This window comes from Rahnella woolbedingensis, from assembly GCF_003602095.1.
GTDB classification, from domain to species: domain Bacteria; phylum Pseudomonadota; class Gammaproteobacteria; order Enterobacterales; family Enterobacteriaceae; genus Rahnella; species Rahnella woolbedingensis.
The window spans coordinates 110,749-127,455 of record NZ_RAHH01000012.1 but is presented as its reverse complement, the minus strand read 5'-3'; the positions used below and the strand labels follow the sequence as shown (position 1 = coordinate 127,455).

General features: G+C 52.7%; 12 protein-coding genes. 8 read left to right on the top strand and 4 right to left on the bottom strand.

Annotated elements, in window-relative coordinates; translation table 11 throughout:
• Positions 1-53: 53 nt before the first annotated feature.
• Positions 54-479, top strand: coding sequence for a nucleoside triphosphatase NudI (nudI, locus tag D6C13_RS12150; RefSeq protein WP_120133002.1), 426 nt, complete (start codon positions 54-56; stop codon positions 477-479).
• Positions 480-565: 86 nt separating this feature from the next.
• On the opposite strand, the gene D6C13_RS12145 is transcribed toward nudI, so the two are convergent.
• Positions 566-2,365 (bottom strand): sodium:solute symporter family transporter, encoded by a 1,800-nt coding sequence (locus D6C13_RS12145; RefSeq protein WP_120133001.1) that lies wholly within the window; start codon positions 2,363-2,365, stop codon positions 566-568.
• 256 nt (positions 2,366-2,621) lie between these two features.
• Here D6C13_RS12145 and D6C13_RS12140 point away from each other — a divergent pair, with 256 nt between their 5' ends.
• The 7 genes from D6C13_RS12140 (at position 2,622) to D6C13_RS12110 (ending at position 12,933) form a co-directional block, all read left to right on the top strand.
• The gene (locus D6C13_RS12140; RefSeq protein WP_120133000.1) at positions 2,622-3,977 is read left to right on the top strand and encodes an alginate lyase family protein; all 1,356 of its coding nucleotides are present in this window, start codon (positions 2,622-2,624) and stop codon (positions 3,975-3,977) included.
• The gene (locus D6C13_RS12135; RefSeq protein WP_120132999.1) at positions 3,974-6,112 is read left to right on the top strand and encodes a heparinase II/III domain-containing protein; all 2,139 of its coding nucleotides are present in this window, start codon (positions 3,974-3,976) and stop codon (positions 6,110-6,112) included. The genes D6C13_RS12140 and D6C13_RS12135 overlap by 4 nt, the downstream gene beginning before the upstream one ends.
• A 10-nt stretch (positions 6,113-6,122) precedes the next feature.
• The gene (locus D6C13_RS12130; RefSeq protein WP_120132998.1) at positions 6,123-6,899 is read left to right on the top strand and encodes an SDR family NAD(P)-dependent oxidoreductase; all 777 of its coding nucleotides are present in this window, start codon (positions 6,123-6,125) and stop codon (positions 6,897-6,899) included.
• A gap of 94 nt (positions 6,900-6,993) precedes the next feature.
• Positions 6,994-7,704, top strand: a complete 711-nt coding sequence (locus D6C13_RS12125) for a FadR/GntR family transcriptional regulator (RefSeq protein WP_120132997.1) — start codon at positions 6,994-6,996, stop codon at positions 7,702-7,704.
• 249 nt (positions 7,705-7,953) lie between these two features.
• On the top strand, positions 7,954-8,826 hold the full coding sequence (locus tag D6C13_RS12120) for a helix-turn-helix domain-containing protein (protein ID WP_120132996.1): 873 nt from the start codon (positions 7,954-7,956) through the stop codon (positions 8,824-8,826).
• A gap of 102 nt (positions 8,827-8,928) precedes the next feature.
• The gene (locus D6C13_RS12115) at positions 8,929-10,227 is read left to right on the top strand and encodes an MFS transporter (RefSeq protein ID WP_120132995.1); all 1,299 of its coding nucleotides are present in this window, start codon (positions 8,929-8,931) and stop codon (positions 10,225-10,227) included.
• Between the two features lie 45 nt (positions 10,228-10,272).
• Positions 10,273-12,933 carry an alpha-L-rhamnosidase gene (locus tag D6C13_RS12110; protein ID WP_120132994.1) on the top strand — a complete coding sequence of 887 codons (2,661 nt, stop codon included), beginning with the start codon at positions 10,273-10,275 and terminating at the stop codon, positions 12,931-12,933.
• A gap of 93 nt (positions 12,934-13,026) precedes the next feature.
• On the opposite strand, the gene D6C13_RS12105 is transcribed toward D6C13_RS12110, so the two are convergent.
• The 3 genes from D6C13_RS12105 to rstA are packed head-to-tail and all read right to left on the bottom strand — an operon-like array spanning position 13,027 to position 16,563.
• Positions 13,027-14,508 (bottom strand): carboxypeptidase M32, encoded by a 1,482-nt coding sequence (locus D6C13_RS12105; RefSeq protein WP_120132993.1) that lies wholly within the window; start codon positions 14,506-14,508, stop codon positions 13,027-13,029.
• The gene (gene rstB / locus D6C13_RS12100; protein ID WP_120132992.1) at positions 14,492-15,835 is read right to left on the bottom strand and encodes a two-component system sensor histidine kinase RstB; all 1,344 of its coding nucleotides are present in this window, start codon (positions 15,833-15,835) and stop codon (positions 14,492-14,494) included. Before rstB ends, D6C13_RS12105 begins: the two co-directional genes overlap by 17 nt.
• Entirely contained in the window at positions 15,832-16,563 is a 732-nt protein-coding gene (gene rstA / locus D6C13_RS12095; protein ID WP_120132991.1) for a two-component system response regulator RstA, read from the bottom strand. Before rstA ends, rstB begins: the two co-directional genes overlap by 4 nt.
• Positions 16,564-16,707: the final 144 nt, after the last annotated feature.

The window sequence follows — 16,707 nt, the reverse complement described above, 5'->3', positions numbered from 1 at the left end:
GGCGCTTTATGATACTTTTGGCCTCTGAAAAATTGTCACTAAGGAAGGTCACTGTGCGCCAGAGAACTATCGTCTGTCCGTTAATAGAACATGAAGGAACGTATCTGCTGTGCAAAATGCCCTCCGGTCGCGGTGTATTTCCCGGACAATGGGCCTTGTCAGGGGGAGGCGTTGAACCGGAAGAAACGATTGAACAAGCCTTGCTACGTGAAGTGCGGGAAGAACTCGGTGAAGCGCTGGAACTGACACATATCACGCCGTGGACTTTTCGTGATGATATCCGAACCAAAACCTATCCGGATGGACGGACAGAGGAAATCTACATGATTTACCTGCTCTTTCATTGCCATGCCAAAAATACCTGTGTCACCCTGAACGATGAATTTGAAGCTTATGCCTGGGTGCGCAAGGAGGATTTCACCCGATATGATTTGAACGAAGCCACGTGTATTACGTTAAAACAGCGCGGACTGCTGTAAACAAACCGCTGTGAAATAACTTGCTTAAGCAGGAATGCAGGACTCCCTGAGGGAAATCCTGCATTAGCCTTTCGCACCTAACTACGTTATCTCTGTGATGTCGCCACATTTCTCTTTAGTGCTTTTTCGGCCTGTGCCGCTTTTATACCTTTCTCCGCGCTGCGATGTAAAATCCAGCCGAAAAGCAGAATAGACAGGGCGCACAGCAGGAACAAAATGCGTCCCCAGAGTGGGTTCGGCACCAGTACCATCAGCAGTAAACCTGCACCCATGTACATCGAAATCCTGCCGATTTTATCGCGCTGTAACCGGTCAAACTCATCCTGTTCATGATCGGCATACACCGGCGTGTCCATGTCGGTGAAAAATTTCTGACGTTGGGTATTTCTCGCTGAGGCTTTTTCACGATAGAACAGCGTGGTAAGGCAGAAGAACCCGCCGGTAAACACCAGATGCGCAAAAATGTTCCACATAATCGCCACATCCAGCAGTTCTCGTTTCGTCAGGGTGATGCCCAGCAGGCGAGCGACGTCTGGCGCGGTAAACAGATTTGCCACCACGTACGATACGCATAAACCAAACAGCACGGTGACCCACGCCGCCCAGTCCGGCGTTTTGCGAATAAATACACCGAGGAACAGCGGCACGACAATCGGTGCCTGCATCAGCGTGCCGACTTTCATCATCAGGTCGAACAGGCTGACGGTCTGCATGGTGTGCATGTATTGCGCGACTAAAATGACCAGCACGCCGTTCACCACGCAGGCAATCTGACCGACGCGCAACTGATATTTATCGCTACGTTCGCTGTTACGGTTGACTATCGGCGTCCAGAAACTGCGCACGAAAATCCCCGAGTTACGGTTCAGCGCGCAGTCCATTGAAGACATGGTGGCGGCGAACAATCCGGCCATCAGCAAACCAACGGTACCCATCGGCATCGCGCGCTCAGCGAAAATCAGATACACCGCATCTGTGGCGTTTTTGCCCAGTTCCGGATGCGCGGTTGCCGCGTCAGGATAAAGGATCGCCACAGCCCACGGCGGAATGAACCAGATGATGGTGCCGACCAGCATCAGTACCAGCGCAAACAGCGCCGCTTTTTTGGCATTGAAACTGTCTTTAGCATTCAGGAAACGGTAGGAATCCTGCAGGTTATTAATGCTCTGCACGTTCTTAATAAAGAAGAACAGGAAACAGGCTACCAGCAGGGAAATATAATGCGGACCCACGTCCGGACCGGTGATGAAACCGGAAGGGAATTCCGTCACCAGTTTCACCGGGCCGCCGACTTTAAACAACGCCACAACGGCGCAGGCGATGGAAATAATCGCGACCACCAGCGTCTGTACAAAATCACTCGCCACCACGCCCCACGCACCGCTCAGCAGTGAAATCACCAGCACCACGATGCCCGTCACCCATAATGTCAGCGTAATGTCGTGCTGGAATACTGCGCTGGCAAATACCGCCAGACTGTTCAGCCATACGCCCGCACTGAGGATGCTCAGCGGAATAATCATCCAGGTGAAAAATTGTTCGTTACCTTTGCCGAAGCGATGGTTAATCGCCTCTGTGGCAGTATCAACGCGCAACTGGCGAAAGCGGGCGGCGAACCACCACCAGGCGAGCAGATAGCCGAACACGTTACCGGCGAATACGCTGACCACGTTAAAACCGTACCGGTAAGCCTGGCCGGCGGCACCGGTAAACGTCCAGGCGCTGAACTGGATCATAAAGGCGGTTGCGCCGACCATCCACCAGAGCATTCGCCCGCCGCCGCGAAAATAGTGGCTCGAGGAGCCGGACGCCATCTTTTTGAACGCATAACTGATGGCAATCATTAAGACGAAGTAACCGATCATGACCAGAACGTTGATATCCATTGTCGTGACTCTCTCGTTTGTAGGGTGAGATATTTTTGGTTATGTATTGAGCAAGCGTAGAAGAGAGAAATGAAATTAAAAGTCGGACAAATAAGAAATGCTTAGTTTGTTATCAAATTGTGATTTCGGTCACTTGTTGGGCGTCTTGTGGGATTTTAAGTCAATTCTGACTGGCGAAACTGAACGTTCATTGCTTTATTAGTATGACTAAAGTGCGAAATTTCATCGGGACAATGGCACGGAGTCGGGAGAAAACATGAAGTTAATGCAGACCGAAAAGGTGAAGATATCGGTGAACGGAATGACCGCGGGTGCGATGCTGCTGCTGGCGCTGATGACAAGTTCTGCGGGCGCACTGGCAGCAGAACCGGCATTTTTGAATACGGCGCAAATGGCCGTTGTCCGTCAGCAATTGCACGACCACACGGCAGTGTCACAGACTACCGAAGCTTATAAACATCTGCTGGCGGCGGCTGATTCCGCGCTGAAAAAACCTGAACTGAGCGTGACCGACAAAGGTATAACCCCGCCGGGCGGCTCGAAGCATGACTATCTCAGCCTGAGTGCGTACTGGTGGCCGGATGACAGTAAACCCGACGGGCTGCCGTGGATCCGCAAAGATGGCCATGTAAATCCTGCCAGTAAAAACGACCAGAGTGATGGCGTACGTCTGGCCGATTTTACCGCACGGGTGCAGAACCTGACGCTGGCCTGGTATTTCTCCGGCGAACAGAAATACGCGGATAAAGCCGCCAGCCTGCTGCGCACCTGGTTTATCACGCCACAAACACGCATGAACCCGAACCTGAATTTCGCGCAGGGCGTGCCGGGCATTTCGCCGGGGCGCAATGCAGGTGTGCTGGATGGCCGCTATTTTTCCACCCGCATTGTGGATTCGCTGGTGTTACTGCGCGGTAATCCGGCGTGGACGGACAATGACGACCAGCAAATGCGCGGGTGGATGCGCGATTATCTGACGTGGTTGCAGGGCAGCAAAATCACCCAAAAAGAAGGGCGCACCCAGAACAATCACGGTAACTGGTATGTGACGCAGGTTTCTGGCATTGCGTGGTATCTGGGTGATAACGCGGTGATTGGCGACATGGCGAAGCTGATGAAAAGTAAGCTGGATGTGCAGCTGAAACCCGACGGCACACAGCCCGCCGAACTGGCGCGCACACGCTCTTTCCATTACAGCTATTTCAATCTACAGGCGATCAGCATGATGGCGGTGCTGGCGCAGAAAAACGGTATCGACCTGTGGCATTACCAGACACCGCAGGGTGGCAGCGTACTCAAATCGCTGGATTTCATGGCGCGCTTTACCGACCCGGCGGTGCCGTGGCCGTACAAATCTCTGGATCAGATCCGCGTACGTCCCGTGCCGTTACTTTCCTGGGCGGATAATTCTACCGGCGAGAATCGCTATGAGCAGCAAATCCGCCGCGCGACATTCAACTTGCCGGCAGCGGCGAAATCCGCTGCCGGTAGCTATCACGAAGACGTCACGCGTGGAGCGGTAATGGAAGCCGAAAGCGAAACCTGGCTGCTTTCCCTGCCATCGTTTGCGGCGGGATACGTGGCGGCACCTGCGCCGGAGAATAAAAAATGAATCACTGGCAGCCATTACTCATAAGCATCAGCGAAGCGGAGAAGCTCCGTGATCAGCTGGATGCGGATTCCCTGCTGGGTGCGGCGCTGCGGGCGCAAATCACCACGCTGGAAAAGATGCTCGCGCAACCGCTGAACATTCCCGGTCACGGCGAGGCGGGCGGTCAGGAGCATACACAGCACAAGCAAAATTATCTGGGCATAAATCTGGCCGGACGTTTATTTCTGATCACCGGTGAAACGCGTTATTTCGATTACGCGCTGGCGCTGCTGAACGGTTATGCCGCGGTTTATCCGGCGCTCGGCAGTGCCACCAGCAAAGACAGTAATTCGCCAGGCCGTTTATTCCATCAGACACTCAATGAAAACATGTTCTGGCTGTACGCCGTCGAAGGCTATCACTGCCTGATGCCGTCGCTCGATGCCGCTCAGCGGGAACATATTGAAGTGAATTTGTTTCGGGTGATGGCGGATGATGCGCTGCACCAGCATACCCAAGATTTCGATATCGTGCATAACCACGGCATCTGGTCAGTGGCAGCTGCGGCCATCAGCGGTTATGTGCTGGGCGACTCTTCGCTGGTGGAAAAGGCGCTGTACGGCCTGAAAGGTGACAGCGAAAGCGGCGGGTTCTTTGCCCAACTCAGCCAGCTTTTTTCGCCGGACGGTTATTACATCGAAGGGCCGTATTATCATCGTTTCGCGTTGCGGCCGCTTCTGTTACTGAGCGAGGCGATTGAACGTCGTCAGCCGGAATTAGAGATTTACCGGTTCCGTGACCAGATCATCCGCAAAACCTGCGAAGCCCTGATGCTGACGGCTTTCCCCGACGGTACCTGGCCCGCGCTGAATGATTCATCCAAAACCATCAATATCCGCGATGACGGCGCAGTGATCGCCGCCAGCGTCTGTTATTCCCGTTACGGCCACAATCGGCAGTGGATTGCCGCCGCGCAACAACAGCACACCCTTTGGGTCAGTGCCAGCGCGCTGGACTTATCCGACGCGCTGCAAAAATCGCCTGCGCAACCCCTGAACTGGGGCAGTGTTGCACTGCGCGATGGCCCCGAAGGGACGCAGGGCGGGATCGGGATTTTGCGCAGTGACGCAGAAAATCAGGATATGGCGCTGCTGTGGTACGGCCAGCATGGCAGCATTCCGCGTCTGCATTCGGCACTGAATCACGGCCACTTTGACGGCCTGCATCTCAGCCTTTTCAGCCGCGGACGCGAGTTCCTGCGCGATTACGGCTTTGGCCGCTGGGTGAACGTCGAGCCAAAATTCGGCGGGCGCTACATCCCTGAAAATAACAGCTACTGCAAACAGACGGTCGCACACAACACCGTGGTCGTTGACGGGCAAAGTCAGAATCACGGCGACAGTCTGGAAGCCGAAAAACGCTGGGGCGAACCGCATTTCTTCGTGACGAAAAATCCGGCAGAACAGGGCATGAGCGCCCGGTTGAAAAACTACACGCCAGGTGTCGGTCAGCAACGTACGGTACTGATGCTCAGCCTGCCGGAACTTTCATCACCCCTGATAGTGGACGTCTTCCGGCTGAACAGCGCACAGCCACATCGTTACGATTATTGCCTGCATCATCTCGGGCAATTTGTCCGCACAGACGTCGCGCTGAAAGCCGCCAGCACGCTGAAACCGCTGGGCGAAGACCACGGTTATCAGCATTTATGGGATTGCGCGCGTGCGCAAATTGCAGCCGGTGATTCGGCGTTATTCAGCTGGCTTGATGGCGACAGTTACCACACGCTGGTCAGCGCATTCCCTGAAGGCGGCGAGCTGATTATGGCGCGCACCGGCGCGAACGATCCGCATTTCAATCTGCGCAGCGAACCGGCTTTACTGCTGCGAACGCACGGCACGAACGCCATTTTTGCCAGCGTGTTTGAAACGCACGGTGTTTTCGATGAAGCGACTGAAACATCCCTCGATGCACGCGGCAAGGTGGAGCGTGTCAGCGTGGTCAGTTATGACGACGAACAAACCGAACTGAATATTTTCTTTGCCGCCAGCCGGACGTTGAACGTTCGCATCAGCAACCGCGCCGCACCGGCAGCGCAAGACGCGTTCAGCGTGGCGTGGCAATCCGTCTCACCTCTGAACATCCCTGAATCATAAAGGAGTCATTATGTTTAACGATTTGAAAGGTCAGCGTGTTTTGATTACCGGTTCAACCAAAGGTATCGGTCTCGCCGCGGCGCAGGCATTTGCTGCGGCGGGCGCGAAGGTCGGGATTAACGGCCATCGCCATGATGCCAGTCTCGATAAACTGGCGGCAGAGATTGCTAAAAATGGCGGCGAAGTGGTGTACTTCGGCGCAGATGTGACGAAATCGGCTGAGTGCGAAGCGCTGGTAGCCAACTTTGTCGAACGTTTTGGCGGCATCGACGTGCTTATCAATAACGCGGGCGGTCTGGGCGGACGTCAGGGGCTGGAAAATATCGACGACGAATTTTACGACCATGTCATGGACTTAAACGCCCGTTCGGCGCTGATGGTGACAAAATTTGCCATCCCGCATTTACGTCATGCGGCGAAACAGAGCGGCAAAACCACGTCGGTGATCAGTACCGGTTCGATTGCCGGACGCGAAGGCGGCGGGCCGGGAGCCAGCCTGTACGCGGCGTCAAAAGCCTGGCTGCACAACGTGCATCGTAACTGGGTGAAGGAATTCACCAAAGACAATATCCGCTTCAACGTGATCGCACCGGGTACTATCGACACCGTTTTTCACGCGGATAAAAGTGCGGAAGTGCGCGAGAAAATCGCCGGTTCTATTGCGATGGGGCGTTTCGGCACCTCTGAAGAACTGGCACCGTCGTACCTGTTTTTCGCTTCGCACGCCTGTAGCGGTTACATCACCGGACAGATATTAGACGTTAATGGCGGCCAGATGGCGCCATAGCGCACAGTTTGGGCGTTTCAGTGCGGCGGGCGCATGCAGCGCGCCGTCGCCTGAACTATGATGTCGGCAATCTGCACAGTAAAAAGGGAAGAATATGACGATGCAGTTTGAAACCGCCGCAGGCATGACCCGTGGCCTGAATACGCATATCGCCCGCGATATCGCCCGCAAAATTCTGTCGGGCGAACTGGCGTCGGGAGCCATCCTGCCGAGTGAAATCGAGCTCGGTGAACAGTTTGGCGTCAGCCGCACCGCGCTGCGCGAGGCGCTGAAACTACTGACCTCGAAAGGATTACTCGAGTCGCGTCCTAAAATTGGTACCCGCGTTAAAGAGCGCGCGCAATGGAACATGCTCGATCCGCAACTGCTGGAATGGATGCAAGGCATGGAAGCGACCGAAGAAATCTATCACCAGTTTCTGGAGTTTCGCAAAGCTATCGAACCGCACGCCACCGCGCTGGCCGCCGTTAATGCCAGCAAAGAACAGCGCATCGAACTTTCGCGGATTTATCGCCAGATGTGCCATGTCGCTGAAAATTTTGATGCTGAGCAGTGGGTGGATATCGATACCAAATTTCACCGGATGATATTTATTGCTTCCGGCAACTGTTTTTACGTGCCGTTTGGCAACGTGCTGACCACCATTTTCAAATGGTTCTTTGAGTATTCCTCAAAAGAAGGCGGCATGTGCCTGAATGAGCATAAAAGGATTTATGAAGCCATTATGGCCGGAGATGAAGGTGCCGCATTTTCAGCGTCGCTCAGCCTGATGAAAGGGCATAAGCATCGGCTGAGTCAGGCGTAACGTTCAGCGAAACTGTTTCATTTTGTCCCCGATGCGCAGCTCAGTCTGCGCATTTTTTTGTCATGTGATCCTGAAATGGGATTTCTGATACAAAAATGAAACAAACGTCACGGGCAGTTACGCCACAGTGCCAGTTCGTCGTATAGACTTGTCATAATTATTACGGTCTAATCTTTTTATCGACAGGATATATTTAATGATGCTCGAAAATAGCAAGCCGGTAATATTAATTATAGGTTCGGTGAATGCATGAAAACACTTAAGGTCAGTGATTTCTTTCAGTCAGAACATCATGCTTTTAGTTTATTCGATATGAACTGTCAGTCGATGGAAGATGTCCATGAGCATGAGTTTGATGAGCTGGTTATTGTGCGTAATGGCAGCGGATTTCATATCATTAACGATCAGGCGGAATTTATTCATAAAGGTGATTTTTTCATCGTCAGCGCGCATGACGTTCACTGTTATGAATCCACCAATAATTTATCGATCACCAATATTTTGTTACACACAGAGCGGCCGTTTCATTTTATCAGTAATATCGGCGTGCTGACGGCGGGAATTAAAGACTATACAGCCTCGATGAAAAAACGTCGCGCCGGCTTAACGGATGAAGAACTGGCGAAAGTTATTGAGCTGACCGATAAAATAACTCGCCGGTGTGATGCCCGTTATGACAATACTTACTTTGCTACGGCGGAGTCCTATTTATTATCAATGATTGTCATGTTGTATCAGTGTGCCACACGCAGGGAATACCGTATCAGCCCGACAGATTCCGGCAAGCGACATTTACTCAACTATTTGCGCGAGAATTATACGTGCAGTATTAACTGGAATTATTTGTGTGAAGAAAGTGGCGTGGCCAAAAGAACCATGTTCCGGTTTGTAAAAGAAATCACCGGATATACGCCAGAGAAGTTCCAGCAGCGTTATCGGTTATTGAAGACGCAGGAATTACTTCGCACCTCTGATTTAACTATCGGGAAAATAGCTACATTATGCGGATTTTCCACCACATCCAGATTAACGGAAGCTTACAAGAAACAATTCAACCGCACCCCCACTCAGGAACGGATGCGGGTGAGTAACAGTGTTATTGCAACGCCGAAAGGTTTATAAGGTCGCGATATTTATCAGCAGTAATAAATAATCATAAGAACAGTAAAGGAAAGGATCTCTCACGGACTCATTAATTCACCGTTACCTCTGAAGGACATAATTATGTCAACCACTAAACAACTCAATCCCTGGTACGTCGGGGTGGTATCCGGTATGGCGTCATATATTGATTCTGCCGCGATTGTTTCAAACGGAACTGCGCTGGTGATATATCAGAAAACGATCGGCACCACTGTTGTTCAGATAGGCATACTTTCCGGAATATTAACGCTGAGCATTGCGCTGGGCGCACTGACAGGCGGAAGACTGGGCGACTGTTACGGCAGACGCAAAGTGTTTATTGCTACGATGGCGATGATTATTACCGGCACGTTATTGCTGGCATTCGGCGATACCTTCCCGCTGTTGCTGGCCGGTACGTTGCTGGTCGGGCTGGCAACGGGCGCGGATTTACCGGTTTCTCTGGCGACAATTGCCGAAGCGGCAACCGATAAAAATCGCGGCAAGATTATCGGATTGTCGAACCTGCTGTGGTTTTTAGGCATTGGCACCACGATGGCGATTTCATCCATCGTCGGCGGATGGGGACGCCCCGGCGCGCAGATTATGTATCTGCATGTCTGCACCGTGGCTGTCGTTTTGCTGGCTTTGCGCTGCACAATTCCGGAATCGCCTTTATGGCTGACGGCGCGTAACGAACGGCGGGCGGGCATTGTGACGGTGCGCGCGCAAAAAGCGGCGTTTAAAGATCTCCTGCACGGAAAGTATCTGTGGCCGTTTATTGCTCTGTGCCTGTTCTACGCTTTTACTAATCTCGCGGCGAATACCGGCGGTCAGTTCGGCACGTATATTGCGGTGAATGTAGTGGGGATTTCTGTCGAACAGAATTCAATGTGGAACTTGCTGACAATGCCGGTCGGGGTATTTTCTGGGATTATGTTTATGCGGTTTGTTGATACGCCAGGACGTATTCCGGCATTTATTCTGGGTGCCTTTTGTTTCGCGGGCGGATTCTTCCTGCCGGTAATATTTAATTTCTCGCCGGTTTCCTGGTTCTGTTGTTTATTCTTCACCGCGATCGGCAGCGGACTGGCCTTTGAAGGAATAATGAAAATCTGGTCGCAGGAATCCTTCCCGACCATGCTGCGATCAACGGCACAAGGCGTGATCGTGGCAGTCTCCAGATTATTATGCGGCGTGCTGGCATTTATTACGCCGCTGTTGCTCGAAGCCGGGCCTCAGGTGCTTTATTCCCTGTTATCCGCGACGGTGGCGTGCGGGTTATTCATCGGCTGGATCTGTTTCCACGGCAAACAACGAAACGAATTTAACAGCGAAGCCGGTGTGCTTATTAAAGAACCCGCGTCCGAATATCCGGCTTCTGCCATAAAACAACTTTAGTTATTTATTTAATTACTCAGAATATTACATGAGGAGTCACGAATTATGCTTGCAGTCACCCGACTTACACTCAATCAGGAGTCCGCATTATCAGGTGTGCAGGAACTTCCTGTACTGGGCTGGAAAATTGAAAGTGCTGACAGGAACGTCCGGCAAACTGCATATCGGATCCAGGTCAGTCATGAACAGAGTTTCGATCCTATTTTGCTTCACGGTGAATGGCAGGAATGTGAATCATCGAATAATGTCGCACTGACTGAACTGATGATGACGTCCTCGCAGCACTATTTTATTCGCGTTCAGGTGCGGGATAATTATGGCAAGACCAGCAACTGGAGTCCGGCCGCTGAAATGATTTCCGGCGTGCTTTACCCCCACGAATGGCAGGCTGAATTTATCTCTGCCGAAACGCCCGTCGATAAAGATCATTCCGCTGGGACATTATTGCGAAAATCATTTGTCCTCAACCGTGCGCAAGATATTCAGTCAGCGTTTATTCATGTCAGCGCGCTGGGGCTTTATGAATTACATCTCAATGGCCGTAAAATCGGAGAAGATGCCCTGACACCGGGCTGGACGAGTTATCACAATCACTTACTTTATCAAACCTATAATCTGACCGATATTTTGGAAAAGGGTGAAAATGTCCTCGGCGCAATAACCGGTGCTGGCTGGTACAAAGGAGATATGGGCTTCAGCCGTCATCGGAATTATTATGGCGAACAAACTGCGCTTATTTCCCGGCTGGTTATTAATTATAAAGATGGATCGCAGGATATTGTGGTCAGCGATGAAAGCTGGAAAGCGCATGATTCCGCCATTCTGTTTTCAGAAATTTATGACGGTGAAATTTATGATGCGCGCAGGGAAATCTCCGGCTGGTGCGCGAAAGGTTTTTCAGCGGACGGCTGGCGTCCGGTGAGTGTGGTGACGCATGAAAAATCCACGCTGGTCGCGCAGGGAAGTAACACCGTCAGAAAAATGGAAGAACTCAAACCGGTTCAGCTTATCACCACGCCGCAGGGCGACACCGTGATTGATTTCGGTCAGAACCTCAGCGGCTGGGTTGAGTTTAAGGTCTGCGGCAACGCGGGGGATAAAGTGGTGTTGCGCCATTTTGAAGTGCTGGACGCACAAGGGAATGTGTATCTGGATAACCTGCGGACAGCCACGCAGCGCACGGAGTATGTGCTCAAAGGTGAGGGCGAAGAAATCTGGCATCCGCACTTTACCTGGCAGGGATTCCGCTACGTGAAAGTAGAGCAGTATCCGGCGGCGCTGGATCTGAATAATTTCACAGCCATTGTTTTGCATTCCGCTATGGAACAGACCGGTTATTTTGCCTGCTCAAATCCGGGTCTGAATCAGTTACATCACAATATTTTGTGGGGGCTGAAAGGTAACTTTATTGATGTGCCGACGGACTGCCCGCAGCGTGACGAACGTCTCGGCTGGACGGGCGATGCGCAAATTTTTTGCCGAACGGCGAGCTATCTGATGCAGACCCGCAATTTCTTCGCCAAATGGCTGACCGATCTTCGTTATGACCAGACCCCAGAAGGCGGGGTACCGCATGTGATCCCGGACATCCTGACCGGCTACTGTGGCAAAGACCGTTTGCTGTCAGAAGGCGGAACCCATTCCGCCTCGGCGTGGGCGGATGCAGCCGTGATCAATCCGTGGACGATGTACCTGATGTATGGCGATACCCGGGTGCTGGAAAATCAGTACGACAGCATGAAAGGCTGGATTGATTTTATGACAGCCCATGCCGAAAACCATATCTGGCACTATAAATTACAGTTCGGCGACTGGGTGGCGCTGGACGCTAAAGAGGGCAGTTACTTCGGGGTCACGCCAAACGATCTGACCTGCACGGCGTATTACGCTTATTCCACGCAATTATTCGCCAAAGCGGCCAAAGTGCTGAAACGCGATGCGGACTATCAACATTACAATGCCCTGCATCAGGCGATCGTAAGACGTTTTCAGGAGGAATTCTTCACGCCTTCCGGCCGTCTGGCAGCCAGAACGCAAACCGCACACATTCTGGCGCTGTATTTCAATCTGGTGCCTGAGGCATTTCGCCAGAAAACAACCGATACACTGGTCGAATTGCTCAATGAACACAACGGGCATCTGGTCACCGGTTTTGTCGGCACGCCGTATTTCTGCCACGCGCTGAGCCAGAATGGTCGCATCAGGGAAGCCTGGGATTTGCTGCTGAAAGACGATTTCCCGTCATGGCTGTATCAGGTGAAAGCCGGTGCCACCACTATCTGGGAGCACTGGGATGGCATTAAGCCGGACGGCAGCATGTGGAGCGCGGACATGAATTCCTTCAATCACTACGCTTACGGCGCGGTCGGCGAATGGCTTTACCGCGTGGCGGCGGGGATTGAAGCGGACGAAGAGCAGCCAGGATTCAAGCACTTCATCATTAAACCGCTGACCGGCGGCGGTCTGAACTGGCTGGAAACTCGTTACCAGTCGGTTTATGGCGCAATAGGCGTTCGCTGGGAAGTCAGTGGTCAGGAAGTGAATCTTTGTGTGAAGGTTCCGGCGAATACTTCCGCCACCGTAGTGCTGACGGGCGGTGAAACATTGCTTGAAGCGGATGGCGTTGATTTTATCCGTAATGCAGAAGGGTTTACCGCAGAGGTGGGCTCAGGAGAATACCGGCTGAAATATCACGTAGCGGGATAAATGGGTCAATAAGCAGATAGCTTAAGAAAAGCAGACAGCTGAAAAACACCTCCTTTGCGAAAAGGAGGTGTTTTTGTTTTATTTGCAGATGAATTACAGGTAACGGTTTTCCAGATGCGCGCGGAAGAACGCCGGGTTCAGCGTTTCGCCGGTGGCATTCTTAATCAGCTGATCGGTCGAGAAGCGGCTGCCGTGCTGCCAGATATTTTGCTGCAACCACTGGAACAACGCCGTCAGGTCACCGCGCACGATATCATCCTGCAACGTTGGAATCGCTTTGTTGGCTGTCTGGAACAGCTGCGCGGCGTACATGGCACCCAGCGTATACGTCGGGAAATAACCAAAACCGCCGTCGGTCCAGTGAATATCCTGCATACAACCGTCGCGGTAGTTGCCGACCGTATCAATGCCCAGATATTCCTTCATTTTGTTGTTCCATAAGGCCGGAATATCATCGACTTCGATTTCACCTTCCATCAGCGCTTTTTCGATTTCATAACGCAAAATCACGTGGGCCGGATAGCTCAGTTCATCAGCATCAACACGGATGAAACCGGGCTGAACGCGCTGATTCAGCTTCATGAAGTTGCTTTCATCCAGCCCTTCACGATGACCGAACTGCTCGATAACCAGCGGATAGACAGATTTCAGGAACGGTTCGCTGCAACCTAATTGCATTTCAAACAGCAGGCTCTGGGATTCATGTACGCCCATTGAACGGGCGTTAGAGACCGGCTGGCCGAGCCATTCTTTCGGCAGATTCTGTTCGTAACGCGCATGACCGGTTTCGTGGATCACACCCATCATGGCGCTGAGGAATTCTTCTTCGTTATAGCGCGTAGTGATGCGCACATCCTGTGGCACGCCGCCGCAGAACGGATGTGCGCTGACATCCAGACGACCGGCATCAAAGTTAAAGCCCAGACGCTCCATCACTTTCAGCCCGAGCTGGCGCTGTTTTTCGATATCAAACGGGCCTTGCGGCGCGATGCGGATTTCAGACTTTTGCTTTTCGACCACGGTCTGCAACAAATCCGGCAACCAGGTTTTCAAATCGCCAAACAAAACATCGAGCTTTTGCGAGGTCATACCCGGTTCGTATAAATCGAGCAGGGCGTCATAGCGGCTGATACCCGCGGCTTCTGAACGCAACTGCGCTTCCTGACGGCTCAGTTTCACCACTTCTTTCAGGTTATCAGCGAAACCTTCCCAGTCGTTGCCTTTGCGCTGAATACGCCAGGCCTGTTCGCAACGTGCGCCCGCCAGGGATTTTGCCTGCACCAGACTTTCCGGCAGCAGAGCGGCCTGCTGATAATGGCGGCGCATTTCACGCAGGTTTGCCTGCTCGACGTCATTAAGCTGCTCGCCGCTTGCCTGTTCCAGCCATTCACCCACCTGTTTCGCAGTGAGGATCTGATGCGTCAGCACGCTCAGTTCCGCCAGCGCTTCCGAACGGGCTTGTCCGCCTTCCACAGGCATCATAGCGGCGGCGTCCCAGCCTGCGATTGCCGATAAATGGCCAAAGCGGGAGAGGCGGGCGAAAGTGTCGTGTAGTTTTTTATATGCGATGGTCATTATGGCTCCCTTCCTGATTTTCATTATTAGGCTGTTCGACAGCCAGATTAAATGTGGGTTTTACCGGCCAGCTGAAACGCATGCTGGCGCCGCCCAGCGGGCTGCTGTCTACGGCGATGCGCCCCTGATATGCCACGGCGATGGAATGAACGATGGCCAGCCCCAGCCCGCAGCCGCCGGTAGCGCGGTCGCGGCTCGGATCCAGACGCACGAACGGCTCGAAGATCCGCTGGCGCTCTTGCGGCGGAATACCCGGCCCGTCGTCTTCGACCTGCAGGCTGGCCAGTTCTCCGTCGAGCCACAGACTGACGCGCAGGGTTTCCTGCGAATAACGCAGACCGTTATTGACCAGGTTGTCCAGCACACGCTCCATCAGACGTAAATCCACGCCGCCGAAATCACTGTTTTGCGGGGCGTCGTAAAGGATCGTGCGCTCGGTGATCATGCGGAAATCATCGACTTTATCTTCCAGCCATTCGGCCAGATTGACTTTTTCCAGATTCAGCGTCACCTGTGGCCGGTCAAGGCGTGCATACGTCAGCAGTTCATCAATCAGCGCTTCCAGCTGTCCGATATCCCGGTTGATGGCATTTTGCTCCGCCTCGGGTAAATTTTCGCTGATGGCCAGCCGGTAACGCAGGCGAACCAGTGGTGTGCGAAGTTCATGCGCGATGCCGTCGATCAGCAGTTTTTTACTGGCGACCAGCGTGCTGATGTTGTCCGCCATCTGGTTAAACGCCACGCCCAGCCGGTTCAGGCTGGAGGTCGAATCAAAATCAATGCGCTCGTCGAGATGCCCGTTACCCAGGCGCAGCGCCGAGTTTTCCAGACGCAGCAAATCCTGCCAGTGCGGACGCATCCACAGGAAGACGGGTAACGCCAGCGACAGACCGATGAGCATGAGCAGAACGAAATCGAGCACGCGCATTTCGTGCATATAAAACAGATACGGGATCGGCCCGACCACCAGCACGTAGTGGCTGCGCGGCACCCGCTGGATAAAGGTATATTCATCATCGAGTGCCACGATTTCGCCGTCTTTCAGGCGCTGATCAAGCAACGGGCTGAGTTTGCGTTTACCGAGGGGTTCAATGTGCAGCTTGAAAGACAGATTTAAGTCCAGCGTATTTATGGTCTTATTCCAGTCTTTTATCGGGATTTCTCTGAGCTCACTGCGCATTAAATACAGCGAACTTTTCATCAGGTCGTTCATGGACTGTCGGCCGGTTTTCTCAGCGGTCACTTTATAGACCAGCCCGACCAGCATCGCCATGACCATAAAGCAGACCAGCAGCAACAAAAAAAACTGGATGAAAAGCTTTTTCATTCCTGCAAAGACTCCCAGGCATTAGGGGCAAATAAATAGCCTTTGTTGCGCACGGTTTTGATGCGAAATGGCTCAAGGGTGTTGTCGTACAATTTACGACGCAGGCGGGAGATCGCCACGTCGATGCTGCGATCCAGCCCGTCATAGCTGACGCCACGCAGGTTTTTCAGCAAGGCTTCGCGATCCATAATGCGGCCGGCGTGAGTCGCCAGTTCCCACAGCAAATCAAAGTCAGAAGTGGAGAGCACAATCGTTTCATCGACCAGCGTCACTTCGCGGTTAACCGGATCAATGCACAACTGACCAAAGTGCAGCGCATTGCCGCCTTTCAGTGTCTGAACCGGTTGCTCGCTCTGAAGGGTTTGCGCCGGATTCTGGCGTAAATGCAGGCGTAAACGCGCCAGAAGCACCGCCGGAGGCGTGGTTTTCAGAATGTAATCGTTAGCACCCATTTCCAGCGATAAGATGTGGTTCATGTCGCTGTCGAGCGAGGTCAGCAACACGATTGGGCCCGGAAATATCGGCCGTAAATCGCGGCACAGTGTCATGCCGTCTTTGCCGGGAAGCATGATGTCCAGCAGGACAAGATCGGGTTTTTCTTTCTCAATGCGTGCCTGCGCGGTATCGCCACGTGGCTCCACCAGCACATCGATATCGTGTTTACCCAGATAGGCGGCGATCAGGTTGCCGACTTCTACATCATCTTCTACAAAAACGATTTTATTCATTGGCTTGCTGCTTTTAGAAATCCGGTGATTAGCATAGCGTGACCCGCCTGACGGCGCCATCCTGCTAGCGTAATAGAACATGTCAGTTTTGCGGCGTGAATTCCAACTCCGCGAAATACTTTCGATAAATTCTGAAATGACAAA

Coding starts and splice junctions, on each gene's coding strand:
- D6C13_RS12105 (WP_120132993.1), bottom strand. CDS start 14,508: ATGACCATCGCATATAAAAAACTACACGACACTTTCGCCCGCCTCTCC.
- D6C13_RS12145 (WP_120133001.1), bottom strand. CDS start 2,365: ATGGATATCAACGTTCTGGTCATGATCGGTTACTTCGTCTTAATGATT.
- D6C13_RS12110 (WP_120132994.1), top strand. CDS start 10,273: ATGCTTGCAGTCACCCGACTTACACTCAATCAGGAGTCCGCATTATCA.
- D6C13_RS12125 (WP_120132997.1), top strand. CDS start 6,994: ATGACGATGCAGTTTGAAACCGCCGCAGGCATGACCCGTGGCCTGAAT.
- D6C13_RS12140 (WP_120133000.1), top strand. CDS start 2,622: ATGAAGTTAATGCAGACCGAAAAGGTGAAGATATCGGTGAACGGAATG.
- D6C13_RS12135 (WP_120132999.1), top strand. CDS start 3,974: ATGAATCACTGGCAGCCATTACTCATAAGCATCAGCGAAGCGGAGAAG.
- D6C13_RS12120 (WP_120132996.1), top strand. CDS start 7,954: ATGAAAACACTTAAGGTCAGTGATTTCTTTCAGTCAGAACATCATGCT.
- D6C13_RS12130 (WP_120132998.1), top strand. CDS start 6,123: ATGTTTAACGATTTGAAAGGTCAGCGTGTTTTGATTACCGGTTCAACC.
- rstB (WP_120132992.1), bottom strand. CDS start 15,835: ATGAAAAAGCTTTTCATCCAGTTTTTTTTGTTGCTGCTGGTCTGCTTT.
- D6C13_RS12115 (WP_120132995.1), top strand. CDS start 8,929: ATGTCAACCACTAAACAACTCAATCCCTGGTACGTCGGGGTGGTATCC.
- rstA (WP_120132991.1), bottom strand. CDS start 16,563: ATGAATAAAATCGTTTTTGTAGAAGATGATGTAGAAGTCGGCAACCTG.